The sequence below is a fragment of the Nocardiopsis oceanisediminis genome, assembly GCF_048595525.1.
GTDB lineage: Bacteria > Actinomycetota > Actinomycetes > Streptosporangiales > Streptosporangiaceae > Nocardiopsis_A > Nocardiopsis_A oceanisediminis.
In genome coordinates this window covers 4,725,497-4,740,067 of the sequence record NZ_JAFMZJ010000001.1, presented here as the reverse complement: position 1 = coordinate 4,740,067, position 14,571 = coordinate 4,725,497, and the positions used below count along the sequence as shown (strand labels likewise).

Annotated in this window: 11 protein-coding genes; 7 read left to right on the top strand and 4 right to left on the bottom strand. The window is 75.7% G+C overall.

The genetic code is table 11. From position 1 onward, the window contains the following. Window positions 1-80: 80 nt before the first annotated feature. Entirely contained in the window at window positions 81-1,733 is a 1,653-nt protein-coding gene (locus J0910_RS20855; RefSeq protein WP_420160232.1) for a glycoside hydrolase family 10-like protein, read from the bottom strand. A gap of 217 nt (window positions 1,734-1,950) precedes the next feature. Here J0910_RS20855 and J0910_RS20850 point away from each other — a divergent pair, with 217 nt between their 5' ends. Then, entirely contained in the window at window positions 1,951-2,988 is a 1,038-nt protein-coding gene (locus tag J0910_RS20850; RefSeq protein ID WP_420160231.1) for a phosphotransferase family protein, read from the top strand. A 342-nt stretch (window positions 2,989-3,330) separates the two neighbouring features. On the opposite strand, the gene J0910_RS20845 is transcribed toward J0910_RS20850, so the two are convergent. Continuing rightward, window positions 3,331-4,341: a glutathione S-transferase family protein gene (locus J0910_RS20845; RefSeq protein WP_420160230.1), complete on the bottom strand. Its 1,011-nt coding sequence runs from the start codon at window positions 4,339-4,341 to the stop codon at window positions 3,331-3,333. A 200-nt stretch (window positions 4,342-4,541) separates the two neighbouring features. On the opposite strand from J0910_RS20845, the gene fabG reads away from it, so the two are divergent. The 3 genes from fabG (at window position 4,542) to J0910_RS20830 (ending at window position 6,948) form a co-directional block, all read left to right on the top strand. After that, the gene (gene fabG, locus J0910_RS20840; RefSeq protein WP_420160229.1) at window positions 4,542-5,246 is read left to right on the top strand and encodes a 3-oxoacyl-[acyl-carrier-protein] reductase; all 705 of its coding nucleotides are present in this window, start codon (window positions 4,542-4,544) and stop codon (window positions 5,244-5,246) included. A gap of 45 nt (window positions 5,247-5,291) precedes the next feature. Beyond that, complete coding sequence (gene fabI, locus J0910_RS20835) at window positions 5,292-6,056, top strand: enoyl-ACP reductase FabI (RefSeq protein ID WP_420160228.1); 765 nt, start codon at window positions 5,292-5,294, stop codon at window positions 6,054-6,056. A gap of 139 nt (window positions 6,057-6,195) precedes the next feature. Then, entirely contained in the window at window positions 6,196-6,948 is a 753-nt protein-coding gene (locus tag J0910_RS20830; RefSeq protein ID WP_420160227.1) for an SDR family NAD(P)-dependent oxidoreductase, read from the top strand. A 54-nt stretch (window positions 6,949-7,002) separates the two neighbouring features. Here J0910_RS20830 and J0910_RS20825 read toward each other — a convergent pair whose 3' ends face one another. Then, window positions 7,003-8,631, bottom strand: coding sequence for an AMP-binding protein (locus tag J0910_RS20825; RefSeq protein WP_420160226.1), 1,629 nt, complete (start codon window positions 8,629-8,631; stop codon window positions 7,003-7,005). Window positions 8,632-8,794: 163 nt separating this feature from the next. Here J0910_RS20825 and J0910_RS20820 point away from each other — a divergent pair, with 163 nt between their 5' ends. Beyond that, the gene (locus tag J0910_RS20820) at window positions 8,795-9,652 is read left to right on the top strand and encodes a response regulator transcription factor (RefSeq protein ID WP_420160225.1); all 858 of its coding nucleotides are present in this window, start codon (window positions 8,795-8,797) and stop codon (window positions 9,650-9,652) included. Between the two features lie 61 nt (window positions 9,653-9,713). Beyond that, a complete protein-coding gene (locus J0910_RS20815) occupies window positions 9,714-10,271 on the top strand; it encodes a Uma2 family endonuclease (RefSeq protein ID WP_420160224.1) in 558 nt (185 codons plus the stop codon). A 25-nt stretch (window positions 10,272-10,296) separates the two neighbouring features. On the opposite strand, the gene J0910_RS20810 is transcribed toward J0910_RS20815, so the two are convergent. Beyond that, complete coding sequence (locus J0910_RS20810) at window positions 10,297-13,794, bottom strand: hypothetical protein (RefSeq protein ID WP_420160223.1); 3,498 nt, start codon at window positions 13,792-13,794, stop codon at window positions 10,297-10,299. 406 nt (window positions 13,795-14,200) lie between these two features. On the opposite strand from J0910_RS20810, the gene J0910_RS20805 reads away from it, so the two are divergent. Beyond that, complete coding sequence (locus J0910_RS20805; protein ID WP_420160222.1) at window positions 14,201-14,509, top strand: hypothetical protein; 309 nt, start codon at window positions 14,201-14,203, stop codon at window positions 14,507-14,509. Window positions 14,510-14,571: the final 62 nt, after the last annotated feature.

The following is a 14,571-nucleotide window of genomic DNA, read 5'->3' as shown; positions in this document are numbered from 1 at the left end:
CCCGCCGGGACGCAGCGGAGCGGCCGGGGCCCGTGCGTGCCGAGGGGGCCGCCGCGCCGCGGCGGCCCCCTCGGGGCGGATCACTCCACGTACCGCGGGCCGCTCGGCTCGCTCTCGTGGTGCAGGTGGTCCAGGGCGGTCACGTAGTAGGTGCGGTCCCCGGTGTCGCCGGGGGCGGTGAAGACGGTCCGGCCCTCCTCCGCGGGCACCGTGCCGACCATGTTGCGCGGGTCGTCCAGGCCGCAGAGCTGCTCGCCGGGATCGGGGACGCCGTCGAAGCCGTAGACGGCGTAGGCCGCCGGGGCGTCGCCCGGGCCGGCCTCCACGGTCAGCTCGGTGCCGCCCCCGCCCGCCTCGGCGCCGGTCACCGACGGGGCCGAGGGCGCCTCGCCGCCCAGGTCCTCCTTGAGCGGGATCAGCGCCGGGTGCGCGTAGTGCTCGGCGGACACGATCTCCATCGCCTCCGCGGCGTTGGTCCGCAGCGACGTCGCGCTGAAGAACACGTCGCCCTGCACCCCCGGGTGGTCCCGGTTGAAGGCGAGGTGGTCGGCGAGCTCCCGGGGGTCGGACCAGGCGCCCGCGTTGCCGGCCTTGTAGGCGGCCTGGCCGATGTAGAGGTGCACCCCGGTGCCCTCGGTCACCCCCTCCCACCAGGGGACGAGCACCGCGTAGTCGGCAACGCGGAGCCCGATCTCCCAGTAGACCTGCGGGTTGATGTAGTCGACCCAGCCCTCGCGCACCCAGGTCCGGCTGTCGGCGTAGATCCCGTCGTAGGACTCGAAGCCGGAGGTGTCGGAGCCGTTCGGGTCGCTGGAGGAGTTGCGCCAGATGCCGAACGGGCTGACGCCGAACTTCACGTGCGGCTTGGCCTCGTGCACCGCGGCGTCCATCTCCCGGATCAGCAGGTTCACGTTGTCCCGCCGCCAGTCCCCGATGTCGTCGAAGCCCCGCCCGTGCTCGGCGAAGGTGTCGCCGTCGGGGATCTCCTCGCCCGCCACCGGATACGGGTAGAAGTAGTCGTCGAAGTGGACGCCGTCCATGTCGTACCGCTCGACGGCGTCCATCATCGCCTCGGTCACGAACGCGCGGACCTCGGGCAGCCCGGGGTCGTAGTAGAGCTTCCCGCCGTAGGCGAAGACCCAGTCCGGGTTGCGCCGGGCGGGGTGGTCGGCCACCAGCCGGGACGGGTCGTCGTGCATGGCGACCCGGTACGGGTTGAACCAGCCGTGGAACTCCAGGCCGCGCGCGTGCGCCTGCTCGACCGCGAAGGCGAGCGGGTCGTAGCCGGGATCGCGGCCCTGCTCCCCGGTGAGCCACTCCGACCACGGCTCGTGCGGGGAGGGCCAGAAGGCGTCCGCGGTCGGGCGGATCTGCACGAAGACCGCGTTGAGGCCGTTCTCCGCGGCCTCGTCGTACAGGTCGGCCAGCTCGGCCTGCTGGGCCTCGGGGCTGAGCCCGGACTCGCTGGGCCAGTCGATGTTCTGCACCCCGGCGATCCACTCGGCGCGCATCTGCCGCTTGGGCGGCGCGTCCGGGGCGGGGGAGCAGGCCCGGTCCTCCCCGCCGCCGTCCGGCGCGGCGTGCGCGCCCGGGGCGCCGAGCAGGGAGCCGGTCATCAGCAGGGCCAGGGCGCCGCCGAGGGCGCCGAAGCGGGGAAGTGCGCGGTCGCGGGGGATCGGGTGCGGGGGACGGTCCGGTCCGGACGGTCCGGCGGCCCGGTGCGGGTTCGCCAACGTTGCTCCTTCCGGCGAAGGTCGGGCCCCGGCGGGTGAGCGGCCGGGTGCCGAGAGTGCCAGCCTAGAAAGAAACCTTCATTACGCGAAGAAGAAACGCAATCCTCCTACCCGGATTCCGTGGCGCGGGGGGCCGGATGGGGCGGGGGAGGCGCCGGGACGGCGACAGACCAAGTGGTATGTTGGTCGCCGCATCGACGAGCGAACGGAGGCACGCGTGGACAAGGGCGGGATCGATCCACCGGGGCTCGACCTGGCGCGGCTCCGCGCCCACCTGGACGCCGAGCGGCCGGGCGCGGTCGCCGGGGAGCTGCGCGCGCGGCTGATCGCCGGCGGGCGGTCCAACCTCACCTACGAGGTCTCCGACGGCGCCTCCCGCTGGGTGGTGCGCCGGCCGCCGCTGGGCCACGTGCTGCCCACCGCGCACGACATGGGCCGCGAGTACCGGGTGATCACCGCGCTGGCGCCCACCTCGGTCCCGGTCCCCGCCACCCGGCTGCTCTGCACCGACCCCGAGGTGCTCGGCGCGCCGTTCTACGTGATGGACTTCGTCGAGGGCACCCCCTACCGGGAGGCCGACCGGCTCGCCGAGCTCGGCCCGGAGCGCACCCGGGCGGTCGTGCTCGACCTGGTGGACACCCTGGTCGACCTGCACGCGGTGGACCCCGCCGAGGTCGGCCTCGCCGACTTCGGCCGCCCCGAGGGCTTCCTGGAGCGCCAGGTCCGCCGGTGGGGCAAGCAGCTGGACGCCTCGCGCAGCCGGGAGCTGCCCGGCATCGACGAGCTGCGCGCCGGGCTGGCCGAGCGGCTGCCCGCCTCGCCCGCGCCGACCATCGTGCACGGCGACTACCGGCTGGACAACGCCCTGGTCGCCGAGGCCGGCGGCCGGCACCGGATCACCGCGGTGCTCGACTGGGAGATGTCCACCCTGGGCGACCCGCTCACCGACCTCGCGCTGATCGCGGTGTACAGCGGCACCGAGCAGCCCTCGGTCCCCGGCGTCGGCGACGCCTCCCGCGCCGAGGGCTTCCCCGCCGTGGACGAGCTGGTCCAGCGGTACGCCGAGCGCTCCGGGCGGGACCTGGGCCGGTTCGACTTCTACACCGCCCTGGCCTTCTTCAAGCTCGCGGTGATCCTGGAGGGCATCCACTACCGGTTCACCCGGGGCAAGACGGTCGGCGCCGACTTCGAGCGCATCGGCGAAGCCGTCCCCGGCCTGGTGGACAGCGGGCTCGAGCGGCTGCACCGGCTCTGAGCGGCGGCCTCCGGGCCGCGTCTCAGAGGCTGCCGGGTGTCCGGCCGGCCGCCCGGTGGGGCCGCCCCGCCCTTCCCCGCCCGCCCCCGGTGCGGCCGGCCCGCGCCGGAGGCGCACACCGCCCGTCCCCGCTGGCCTTGGCGTTGCGGGGGGTGTCGGAGCGCTCCGGTGCCCCCGTGACACCGAGACCGGCGAGGGAGCGGCGCGGTACGCGGCCCGCCGCGGGGCCCGCCCCCGCGAGACCTCCCCGCGGCGGCCGCGGCGGCGCCGGGCCCCGGGCCGCCGCTTTCCCCGGCCCGCACCCGGGCGCTCCGGGGGACCGCTCGCACACCCGACGGACTCTCAGCCGGAGGCGCGCTCCCGGTCGCGCGGCGCCGCGCCCAGCCGGGCCCGGTCGTGCGGGGCAGCGAAGTCCGGCCGCGGTCCGACCGGGACGATCCGCTTGGGGTTGAGCGCCGCGTGGGTCAGGTAGTAGTGCCGCCGGATGTGGTCGAAGTCGGTGGTGCCGCGGAACGCCGGCAGGGAGTACAGGTCCCGGGTGTAGCCCCACAGGTTCGGGTGGTCGGCCAGCCGGCGCAGGTTGGTCTTGAAATGGGTGAGGTAGACGGTGTCGAAGCGGGCCAGCGTCACCCACAGCCGCACGTCGGCCTCGGTCAGGGCGTCGCCCATCAGGTAGCGCCGGCCGGCCAGCCGCCGCTCCAGTCCGTCCAGCGCGCCGAACAGCTCGGCCGCGGCCTCGTCGTAGGCCTGCTGGGTCGGCGCGAAGCCGCACCGGTACACCCCGTTGTTGACCGCGGCGTAGACGTGCGCGTTCACCTCGTCGATCCCGGCGCGCAGCGGGGCCGGGTACAGGTCGGTCCCCGGACGCGCCGCCCAGTCGTCGAAGCGGGCGTTGAGGTCCAGGGTGATCTCGTCGAAGCGGTTGCTGACGATGCGCCGGGTCCGGGTGTCCCACAGCACCGGGACCGAGACGTGCCCGTCGTAGCCGGGCTCGGTCTCCTCGTACAGCTCGCGCAGGAACGCGAACCCGCCGACGGTGTCCGGCCCGTGGCCGGGCCCCTCGCGGAACGCCCAGCCGCGGCCGTCCCGGACCGGGTCGACGACGGCGACCGACACCGCCTCCTCCAGGCCCTTCAGCGCGCGCACGATGAGCGACCGGTGCGCCCACGGGCAGGCGTAGGAGACGTAGAGCCGGTACCGGCCGGCCTCGGCGGGGAACTCCTCCGAGCCGATCCGGCCGCCGAAACGGTAGCGGGGCCGCCGGAAGGAGTCCCCCTTCGGCCGGGTCAGCGAGTCCCCGTAGTCGCCGTAGGTGGCGAAATCGACAGGGCCGGCCGTGCTGGCCTCCGCCATGGCTGCGCTCCCTCCGCTGCGGCGCGGCTCCGCCCGCGCCGCCGGGCGGGGAGCGGGGAGGGCCGCGGCACCCCACCCCTACCCGGGAGCGGGGGCCGCGACTCCGCCGTTCTCGTACCGCTCGGTAGCTCGGATACGCTGCTGTCCGTTCTGACAAGGTCTTATCGCGCCCGGCCGGCGCGTACGGAGGTGCCCGACTCATGACCCGCTCGGCACTGGTCACCGGTGGCAACCGGGGGATCGGCCTGGCCATCGCCCGCGAGCTCGCCGCAGGCGGCGACGCCGTCGCCGTCACGCACCGCTCCGGCGAACCCCCGGAGGGGCTCTTCGGCGTGCACTGCGACATCACCGACTCCGCGCAGGTCGATGCGGCCTTCAAGCGGGTCGAGGAGGAGCAGGGCCCGGTCGAGGTGCTGGTGGCCAACGCCGGCATCACCAAGGACCAGCTCCTCGCCCTGATGAGCGAGGAGGACTTCTCCTCGGTCCTGGACACCAACCTCACCGGCGCCTTCCGCGTCGCCAAGCGCGCGGTCCGCGGCATGATGCGCAAGCGCACCGGCCGCATCGTCCTGACCTCATCGGTCGTCGGCCTGATGGGCTCGGGGGGCCAGGCCAACTACGCGGCCTCCAAGGCCGGGCTGGTGGGCTTCGCCCGCTCCCTCGCCCGCGAGCTGGGCTCGCGCAACATCACGGTCAACGTGGTGGCGCCGGGCTTCATCGAGACCGACATGACCGCCGCCCTGCCCGAGGAGCGCCAGGCGGAGATCAAGAAGAACATCCCCCTGGGCCGGTACGGCTCCACCGAGGAGATCGCCAAGACGGTGCGCTTCCTCGCCAGCGAGGACGCCGCCTACATCACCGGCGCGGTGATCCCGGTCGACGGCGGCCTGGGGATGGGCCACTAGCACCGCCTCCGGGCCCCACGCGTAGAACAGCTGAGAAGGATTTTCATGGGAATTCTCGAGGGCAAGCGCATCCTGGTCACCGGGGTGATCACGGACTCGTCGATCGCCTTCCACGTGGCCCGCCTCTGCCAGGAGCAGGGCGCCACCGTGGTGCTCACCGGCTACGGCCGGCTGAGCCTGGTCGAGCGGATCGCCCAGCGGCTGCCCGACGCCCCGCCGGTGCTGGAGCTCGACGTCACCGACGAGGGCCACCTGGCCAGCCTCGCCGAGCGCGTCTCCGAGCACGTCGACGGGCTGGACGGGATCGTGCACGCGATCGGCTTCACCCCGCAGACCGGCCTGGGCGGCAACTTCCTGGAGACCCCGTGGGAGGACGTCGCCACCGCGGTGCACACCTCCGCCTACTCCTTGAAGTCCCTGACCACCGCGGTGCTGCCGCTGCTCAAGGACGGCGGCTCGGTCGTCGCGATGGACTTCGACAACAGCATCACCTACCCGATCTACGACTGGATGGGCGTCGCCAAGTCCGCGCTCACCTCCACCGCCCGCTACCTCGCCCGCTACCTGGGCGAGCAGCGGGTCCGGGTGAACCTCGTCTCGGCCGGCCCGCTGCGCACCATGGCGGCGCGCAGCATCCCCGGCTTCGACGAGCTGGCTAAGCACTGGCCGGAGCGCGCCCCGCTGGGCTGGGACACCACCGACCCGGAGCCCGCCGCCAAGGCCGTGGTGGCGCTGCTGTCCGACTGGTTCCCCGCCACCACCGGCGAGATCGTGCACGTCGACGGCGGCTTCCACTCCACCGGCGCCTGAGCGGGCCCGCTTGGCGCGGCCCCGCCGCGGCCGCGTAGCCTGGGCGCACCGGACGACACGGGCGGGCGCCCCCTCCACCGTGAGGGGGCGCCCGCCCGTTCTCCGTCGGGAACCGACCGACCTGAAGGGAGCAGGAGCCATGGATCTCGGCCTCAAGGGGGCCAGAGCCGTCGTCACCGGTGCCAGCCGGGGCATCGGCCGGGCCATCGCGCAGGTCCTCGCCGAGGAGGGCGCCGACCTGGCGCTGTGCGCCCGCTCACCGGAGCCGCTCGCCGAGGCCGCGGAGGAGCTCCGCGGGACCGGGGCGCGCGTCTTCCACCGGGCGCTGGACGTCGCCGACACCGGCGCGCTCCACTCCTTCCTGGACGGTGCAGCCGCCGAACTGGGCGGCATCGACGTGCTCGTCTCCAACGTCTCGGCGGGCAGCTCGGCCGACTGGCAGGCCTCCTACGACACCGACCTGATGCCGTTCGTGCGGATGACCGAGCGGGCCCGCCCGCACCTGGCCGCCTCGGAGCGCGGCGGCTCGGTGGTGCTCATCTCGACCACCTCGGCGCTGCACACCGGTCCGCCGTCCGGCCCCAAGCCCTACGGGCCGGTCAAGGCGGCGCTCAACCACTACGCGGCCTCGCTCGCCCGAGCCCTGCCCCGCGAGGGCGTCCGGGTGAACACGGTCTCCCCCGGGCCGATCGAGTTCCCCGGCGGCGGGTGGGCCCGCCGCAAGGAGAACGACCCGGCCTTCTACGAGTCCATCCGCTCGGGGATCCCGGCCGGCCGGCTGGGCCGCCCCGAGGAGGTGGCCCGCGCCGTCGCCTTCCTGGCGAGCCCGGTGTCCGCCTTCACCAGCGGCGCCAACCTGGTGGTCGACGGCGGTTTCCTGGACCGGGTCTGAGCCCGGCCCGGCCCGCCGCCCCCCGCGGCGGGCCGGACCGCGCCCCGGGCGGCCTCAGGCGCCGCCGTCCAGGCCCAGCTCCCGGGCGGCCCAGGCGCGCATCTCCACCTTGCGGACCTTGCCGCTGACCGTCATCGGGAAGGACTCCACGGTGCGCACGTAGCGCGGCACCTTGTAGTGCGCCAGCCGGTCGGCGCAGAACGCGGCGATCTCCTCGGCGGTGGGCGGGTCGGCCGGGTCCGCCGGGACGACGCAGGCCATCACCTCCTCGCCGTACTTGGCGTCCGGCACCCCGATCACCTGGACGTCGGCGATCTTCGGGTGGGTGTGCAGGAACTCCTCGATCTCCCGCGGGTAGACGTTCTCCCCGCCGCGGATCACCATGTCCTTGATCCGGCCGACGATCGACAGGTAGCCGTCCTCGCGCATCACCGCCAGGTCGCCGGTGTGCATCCACCGGCCGGAGTCGATCACCTCGGCGGTGCGCTCCGGGTCGTCCCAGTAGCCCAGCATCACCGAGTAGCCCCGGGTGCACAGCTCGCCGGCCTCGCCGCGGGGCACCGTCACCCCGGTCGCCGGGTCCACCACCTTCACCTCCACGTGCGGCATCACCCGGCCCACGGTCGCGGTCCGCCGCTCCAGGTCGTCGTCGACCCGGGTCTGGGTGGACACCGGCGAGGTCTCCGTCATCCCGTAGCAGATCGCCACCTCGGACATGTTCATCTCGGAGACCACCCGCTTCATGATCTCCACCGGGCACGGCGAGCCGGCCATGATGCCGGTGCGCAGCGTGGACAGGTCGTAGGAGGCGAAGCCGGGCAGGCCCAGCTCGGCGACGAACATGGTCGGGACCCCGTACAGCGAGGTGGCGCGCTCCGCCGAGACGGCGGCCAGGGCGGCGGCCGGCTCGAAGGACGGCGACGGGATGATCATGCACGCGCCGTGGGTCGTCGCGGCGAGGTTGCCCATCACCATGCCGAAGCAGTGGTAGAACGGGACCGGCAGGCAGATCCGGTCCTCCTCGGTGTAGCGGAGCAGCTCGCCGACGAAGAAGCCGTTGTTCACGATGTTGTGGTGGGACAGCGTCGCGCCCTTGGGGAACCCGGTGGTGCCCGAGGTGTACTGGATGTTGATCGGGTCGTCGCAGGAGAGCTCCGCGGCACGCGCGGCGACCTCGGCGCAGTCCACCGACGCCGCCCCGGCCAGCAGCCTGTTCCACGACGGGTCGTCGAAGAAGACCAGCTCCTTCAGCGACGGCACCGCCGGGGCGGTCTCCTCGGCCATCCTCCGGTAGTCGCTGCTCTTGTGCCGCTGCGCCGACACCAGCATCCGCACCCCGGCCTGGTTCAGCACGTACTCCAGCTCGTGCCGGCGGTAGGCCGGGTTGATGTTGACCATGACCGCGCCGACCTTCGCGGTCGCGTACTGCACCAGGGTCCACTCCGGCCGGTTCGGCGACCAGACGCCCACCCGGTCGCCCTTGGCGACGCCCGCCGCGAGCAGCGCCCGCGCCGCCTCGTCCACCGCCCGGCCGAACTCGGCGTAGGTCCACCGCCGCCCCGAGACCACGTCGACCAGGGCCTCGCGATCCCCGAACGAGGCCACCGCCCGGTCCAGGTTCTCCCCGATCGTCTCCCCGAGCAGGGGGGTGTCCGAGACGCCGCTCGCGTAGGACTTCGGCATGGTCTGCTCCCGTGGGTCGCCGTCGGAATCCGCGCGCGCATGGCCTCCGGGCGCGCGGACGCACTACGATCGTCACCGATGTGAACCACGTCTCAGTACCCCCGAACGGGGGGAGTGCCGGGCCCCCGCGCACGGCGGGCGGTCCCCGTTCCCGGAGAGCGCGATGAGGTCCATGCCCGCACGCGAGGACGCCGCGGAGATCAGGGCGGCGCTGCCCGCGCTGCGCAGGGGGAGCGGCCTGCCGGTGGTGTTCGGCGGCGCGGTGCAGGCCACCGGCCGCGCCCACTACACCGAGATCTCCGGCGCCGACACCGACGTGCTGCGCGATCTGGTCATCGACCCGGGCCGCGGCCTGGGCGGCAAGGCGCTGACCGAGCTGCGGCCGCTGTGGGTGCCGGACTACCTGGCGGCCCGCCAGATCAGCCACGAGTACGACGGCCCGGTCCGCACCGAAGGGCTGAAGGCACTGGTCGCGGCGCCCGTGGTGGTGGCCGGGCGGTCCCGCGGGGTGCTGCTGGGCGGCCTGCGCCGCTCGGTGCCGCTGGGCGAGCGCACCGTCGCCGCGTTCGCCGCGGCCGCCCGCGACGCCGGGCAGCGCATCGCCGTCCGGGACGACGCCCGCCGCCGCGCCGCCGAGGTGGAGCGGGCCCGCGCCGCCGCCGCGGACTCCGGCCCGGCCGCCCCGCACTGGGCCGAGGTGCGCGCGCTCAACGCCGAACTCCGCGCGGCCGCCGCCGAGGTGGGCGACCCGGCGCTGCGCGACCGGCTGCTGGAGGTGTGCGCCCGGATGGACGCCGCCGCCTCCCCGGCCCCCGCCGAGGGCGCCCCCCGGCTCGCCCCGCGCGAACTCGACGTGCTCGCCTGCACCGCCCTGGGCTGCACCAACGCCGACACCGCGGCCCGGCTCGGCCTGAGCCCGGAGACCGTCAAGTCCTACCTCCGCTCGGCCATGCGCCGCCTGGGCGCCCACACCCGCACCGAAGCGGTCGCCGAGGCCCGCAGGCACGGGCTGCTGCCCTGAAACCTGGTCCGCGCCTCGGACATCGGCCTACGATGGAGCCGAGACGGGAGGAGGTGGCCTGATGTCCTCTGTGCTCGACCGGGCGCACTTCACGCTGCGTCGGCTCGGCGAAGAGATCGACGGGTACAAGGTGGAGATCATCCGGGGGCGCATCATGATGAGTCCGGTCCGGCCGGCGCACAACAAGACGATGCGCCTGCTCTGGAACCAGCTCGACCCGCAGGTCGGCGCCGAATGGGAGTTCGTCAGCGACGTCAAGTTCCCCTTCCCCGAACTGGACAGCGAGCTCTGCCCAGACCTGGCGCTGATCCCCCGGGAGGAGGAGGCGAAGAACCTGGCGGAGTACCCCCCTGACCTCATCGAGATCGCCGTCGAGATCGTCTCTCCCAGCAGCGTCCGGCGGGACTATGAGGACAAAGCGGGCTTCTACGCGGTCGCCGGCATACCGCTCTACGTGCTCTTCGACCCCTACCGGGCGGTCTGCGTCCAGATGTGGTCGCCCGAATCCGGCGCCTACCTGCGCCGCGAGGAGCGGCCCTACGAGGGGGAGGTCGTTCTTCCGTCCTCCATGGGCGGCCTCGCCGTCGACACCGCTCGGCTCCCCGTCGACCCCGGCTGACCGGCGCCGCCCCGGTTCGCCCGCCTCACCCCGGGCCGGCCGGATCCCCGCCGGCGTCCAGGCCGTGCTCCAGCACCCGCCGCCAGAGGTCCGCCTGCCAGTGCCCCTCCGCGATCCGCCGCTCGGCGAACCCGGCCAGGGCCCCGCCGTCGCCGGCGTCCGCGGCCAGCCGCACCAGCCGCTCGGCCTCGGACAGGTCGCCCCGCTCCTCGCGGCGGAGCGCGAACGCGCGGAGCGGGAGGGGGCCGCTGGTGTCCCCGCCGAGCGGCGGCACGCCGCGGGACTCGTCCCAGCCGCCGGCCCAGCCCTGCGTCCGCACCGTCTCGAAGTAGGCCTCGACGTCGTCCGCGCGCAGCGCCAGTGAGACCAGCCGGCCCACCGCCGCCAGGTTCTGCCCGGCCTCGAACCGGTACAGCCGCCCGGCGAGCTCCGCGTCGCCCTCCTCCAGGATCCGGTCGGCAAGGACGATGACGCCGACGTGGTGCCCCTCGTCCCTCAGCCGCCGCGCGGTCGCCAGCGCGGCGTCCCGCTCGCCGGCGGCCAGCATGTGCTCGATGATCTCGTCCGCCTGGTACCCGCACCGCTCATCGACCGCCGCGGCCCGCTTGAAGAACTCCACCGCGAGGTCCCAGCGCCCCTCGGCGGCCAGCGCGGCCAGGGCCCGGCGGGACCTGGCCGGGGCCCTGCCGGCGCCTCCGTCCCGGTCGGACGGCCGGGCCAGGTGCGCGGCCAGCTCCGCCAGGCCCTCCCGGTCGCCGGTCCGCGCGTACGCGCCGGCGAGGTCGCCGAAGGCATCGATCCCGCCGTCCTCCAAGGCGGCCCGGTAGTACCCCCGGGCGGTCTCCGGGGCGCCGTCCGCCCAGGCGTGCGCGCCGAGCCGGGCCAGGGCGCCCCCGGCGGCCGGGCCGCCGCCCTCCGCGATCCCGCGCAGCAGCCCGAGCGCGCCCTCGGCCCCGCCGGCCGCCGCCCTGAGGTCCGCCAGATCCAGCAGCGCCCGCTCCGAACCGGCCCGGTCCGCGCGGAGCAGCCACTCCTCGGCCCGCCCGGTGCGGCCCCGCGCCGCCTCGGCCCCGGCCAGCCGGTGCAGGGCGGCCGGGTCGCCCTCCTCGGCGCGGGCGCGCAGCAGGCGCTCGGCCGCCTCCTCCTCGCCGGTGGCCTGAAGGTGCCCGATGAGGTCGTACAGCGCCCAGGTGGTGAGGCCGTCGCGGGCGGCCGAGAGCGCGAGCCGCTCGGCCTCGTCCAGCTCGCCCCGGGCGAGGTGGACGAGGCTCAACCTTCCCTGGGCGAAGCAGTCCCCCTTCTCGGCGGCCGCGCGGAGGAGCCGTTCCGCCGCGCCGTGCCTTCCGGCCTTCCGCAGTCCGTCGACGATCTGCGAGCAGCCCAAGGGAGGTTGGGATCCGAGCTCCAGCGCCCGCAGCGTGAACCGCTCGGCCCACTCCCAGTCCCGGGCGGCCGCCCTGTCCTCGGCCGCGGCCATGAGGCCGAAGCGGCCCGCCGAGAGGACGGCCTCCAGCAGGGCGTCGAACACCGGGCGGGGGAGGCGCCTCTGGTGGTTCACGCTGGTGAGCCACGGCTCGATGACATAGAACGGGGCCGCCTCGGCCGCCCGGCGGGCGACCCGGACGAACCCCTCGCCGTCGCCGCTCCACGCCCGGCTCCGGAGGGCGGAGCGCAGCACGCGGAAGTCCTCCGCCGCCAGCGCCTCGCGCACCCGCTCGTCGGTCGGATGCCCGGCGGCGAAGTCCTCCGCGAGTGCGGCCAGCTTCTGCGCGGCCCTATCGTCCCCGTGCTCGGCGGCGCGCCGGTACCACCGCTCGGCCCCGTCCCGGTCACCGCCCTGGAAGAGGAACAGGCCCAGTTCCCGGGCGGCCCCGGGGCGGCCCGCCCCGAGCAGCAGCCCGGCGAGCCACTCCCGGTCGGCGGAGGACAGCCGCGCCCACGCCGGATGGAGAGGGTCCGGCAGGCCGCCGTCGACGGCGGCGAGGCGCAGGTAGGCGCGTTCGGCGCCGTCGCGGAGCCCGTCCTCCAGCAGCTCTTCGGCGAGGCGGCGCAGTGCGAGCGGGCGGCCCCGCTCGGCGGCGAGCACCGCCGCCCGCTCGGCCTCCTCCGGGGCGCCGTTCCGCCGCAGCCGGTACGCGGCGGTCTCCAGGGCTCCGGGGTCGGCCCCCTGGGGGTCCTCCCGCAGGAGGTCCCAGGCGCGCCGGTCCAGCCGCCGGGCGTCGCGGCGGCGCAGCCGGCGCTCCGCCGCCCCGGCGATGCGCTGGAGCTCGGCCGTGCCGCCGTGGCCGGCGGCCGCGTCCCAGAACGACCGGGGCGGGCAGGCCCACCGGCGGTGCTCTGCGCCGTGCTGGCGCAGGTAGTCGGCGACCCGGTAGCGCGGGTCCGCCTCGGGGCCGCCCGCGCCCCGGGGGCGGTGCCGGGTCAGCGGGCCGGGGATGCCGTGCCGGCGCTCGCCCAGGGCGGCGAGGGCGCGCTCGAACCAGTCCTCCTCCAGCGCGTCCCAGGAGTCCTGGTCCAGGTAGTCCTCGGCGGCCCGGCGGAGGAACGGCCCGGGGAGGAGCTCCCAGCGGCCGAGGCGGTGCGCGTCGATCGCCGCATCCAGCACGGCCCGGGCTCCCGGCTCCGCGGTCTCGTAGCGGCGGACCAGCTCGGCGGCTCCCGCCAGGAACTGCGCCACGCGCCCTCCGGCCGCGTGCGACGCCCGGTACAGGCGGCGGTCCGAGCGGAGGACGTCCCGGCAGGCCCGGAGCTGCTCCTCGGTGAAGGAGTCGGGAACCGCGACGCACTCCGCGCGGAGCAGCAGGGCGCGGACGGCGCCCCTGCCGGGGTCGCCGTCGCCGGTCTCTGCGGTCAGCTCCTCCCAGTACCGGGGCCAGAGCGATCCGAGCAGCAGCACCGGCCCGCGCCCGGGGGCGCCCAGCAGGCGCTGCAGGGCCGAGGCGACCCGGCCGCCGGTGCCCGGGGCGGACAGGTACAGCTGCGTCTCATTCAGCCAGACGACGGTCCGGGGCGCGACCGCCCCGGCCTCGACCGCCCGGACCACGGCCTCGGAGCGGTCCGGGACCAGCGGGTGCCACAGCCGCCAGTCCTCGGGGACCGCCGCCCGCACCGCCTCCCACAGCGCCCGGGTCTTGCCCACCGACGAGTTCCCCCGGACGAGGACCAGCCCGCCGTCGCGGACGCCCCGGGCCACGGCGCCGCGCAGCCGGTCGTCGATCCCGGCGCGCTCCAGGTACGGGGGGAGGGGCGCCCGCCCGCCGTCCTCGCCCATCAGCGCGTGGTGGACCTCCAGGCCGAGCGCGTCGCGGCCGCCGAGCCGCCCGACCGGGGTCCCGAGCGGACCCGGCGGGGCGGCCGCGTCGGCCCCGCCGAAGACGATCGAGCCGTGCACGTTCCCGCCGACCTGCACCACCGATCCGCCGACGCTCCCGGTTCCGCTCAGCTCGTTCCGGTTCTCGTTCCGGTTCCGCGGGCTGTGCGCCCCGGACGGCCGCTCGTCCCCTCCGGTCGGCCTGTGCTCCATGTCCCTCCGCCCTTCGACCGCTCCCCGACGACGGCGGCGCACCGGTCCGGGCACGGGCCCTGAGCGGAAGGCCCTGCAGCGGGGGACCGGGCGGCGCCCGACGAAGGTATCCCGTTCGGGGGAGGCCGGGGAACGGCCACGGGGCGGGCGGCGGACTCCGGCTCGGCGCGGGCCGCGCCCCCGTCCCCGGCGGGCGGGAGCGCGGTGCCGGGCCGGTCGGCGGGAAGGGCACGGAGAACGGAGGGCCACCGGCGCCGGGCCGGTGCGCCGGCCGTCCCGCAGCGCGACCGCGACACCCTGCTCGCGGCGGCGGGCCGTGCTCCGGCCCATCGGGAGAGCGGCCCGGAGGACCCGGGCATGGAGCCGATCGGCTCCGCCTGGAGACCGGGCCGGCCCGTACCCGGCGGTGGCGGCCGACCCGCTGTGGAACGCGGTCGCGCTCGACCGCGCCATGTCGGTGTTCCCCGGCGGCGCCCCGCCGGCCCCGGAACCCGACCTGCTCCGCCTGGTCCTCCGCCCCGGCGGGCCGGTCTCCCGGCCGGCGGGCGCGGCCGGGACCTGCAGGCCGCTCCCGGACCGCATGCGCGGCCGCCCCGGCGCCCCGGACCTGCGCGCCCCGCACGCGGAGGCGAGCGCCTGCCCGCTCCCCACCGGTGCGGCGGAGGAGCGGCCCGGAGCGCCGAGCCCTCCCCGGGAACAGGGGCGCCCGCGGTGACCCCCGAACCGCCTGAATCCGTGCTCCGCCGGGCCGGGCGTCCTCGCCGTCGCCCGCTCTCT

Coding starts and splice junctions, on each gene's coding strand:
- J0910_RS20845 (WP_420160230.1), bottom strand. CDS start 4,341: ATGGCGGAGGCCAGCACGGCCGGCCCTGTCGATTTCGCCACCTACGGC.
- fabG (WP_420160229.1), top strand. CDS start 4,542: ATGACCCGCTCGGCACTGGTCACCGGTGGCAACCGGGGGATCGGCCTG.
- fabI (WP_420160228.1), top strand. CDS start 5,292: ATGGGAATTCTCGAGGGCAAGCGCATCCTGGTCACCGGGGTGATCACG.
- J0910_RS20830 (WP_420160227.1), top strand. CDS start 6,196: ATGGATCTCGGCCTCAAGGGGGCCAGAGCCGTCGTCACCGGTGCCAGC.
- J0910_RS20825 (WP_420160226.1), bottom strand. CDS start 8,631: ATGCCGAAGTCCTACGCGAGCGGCGTCTCGGACACCCCCCTGCTCGGG.
- J0910_RS20820 (WP_420160225.1), top strand. CDS start 8,795: ATGAGGTCCATGCCCGCACGCGAGGACGCCGCGGAGATCAGGGCGGCG.
- J0910_RS20815 (WP_420160224.1), top strand. CDS start 9,714: ATGTCCTCTGTGCTCGACCGGGCGCACTTCACGCTGCGTCGGCTCGGC.
- J0910_RS20810 (WP_420160223.1), bottom strand. CDS start 13,794: ATGGAGCACAGGCCGACCGGAGGGGACGAGCGGCCGTCCGGGGCGCAC.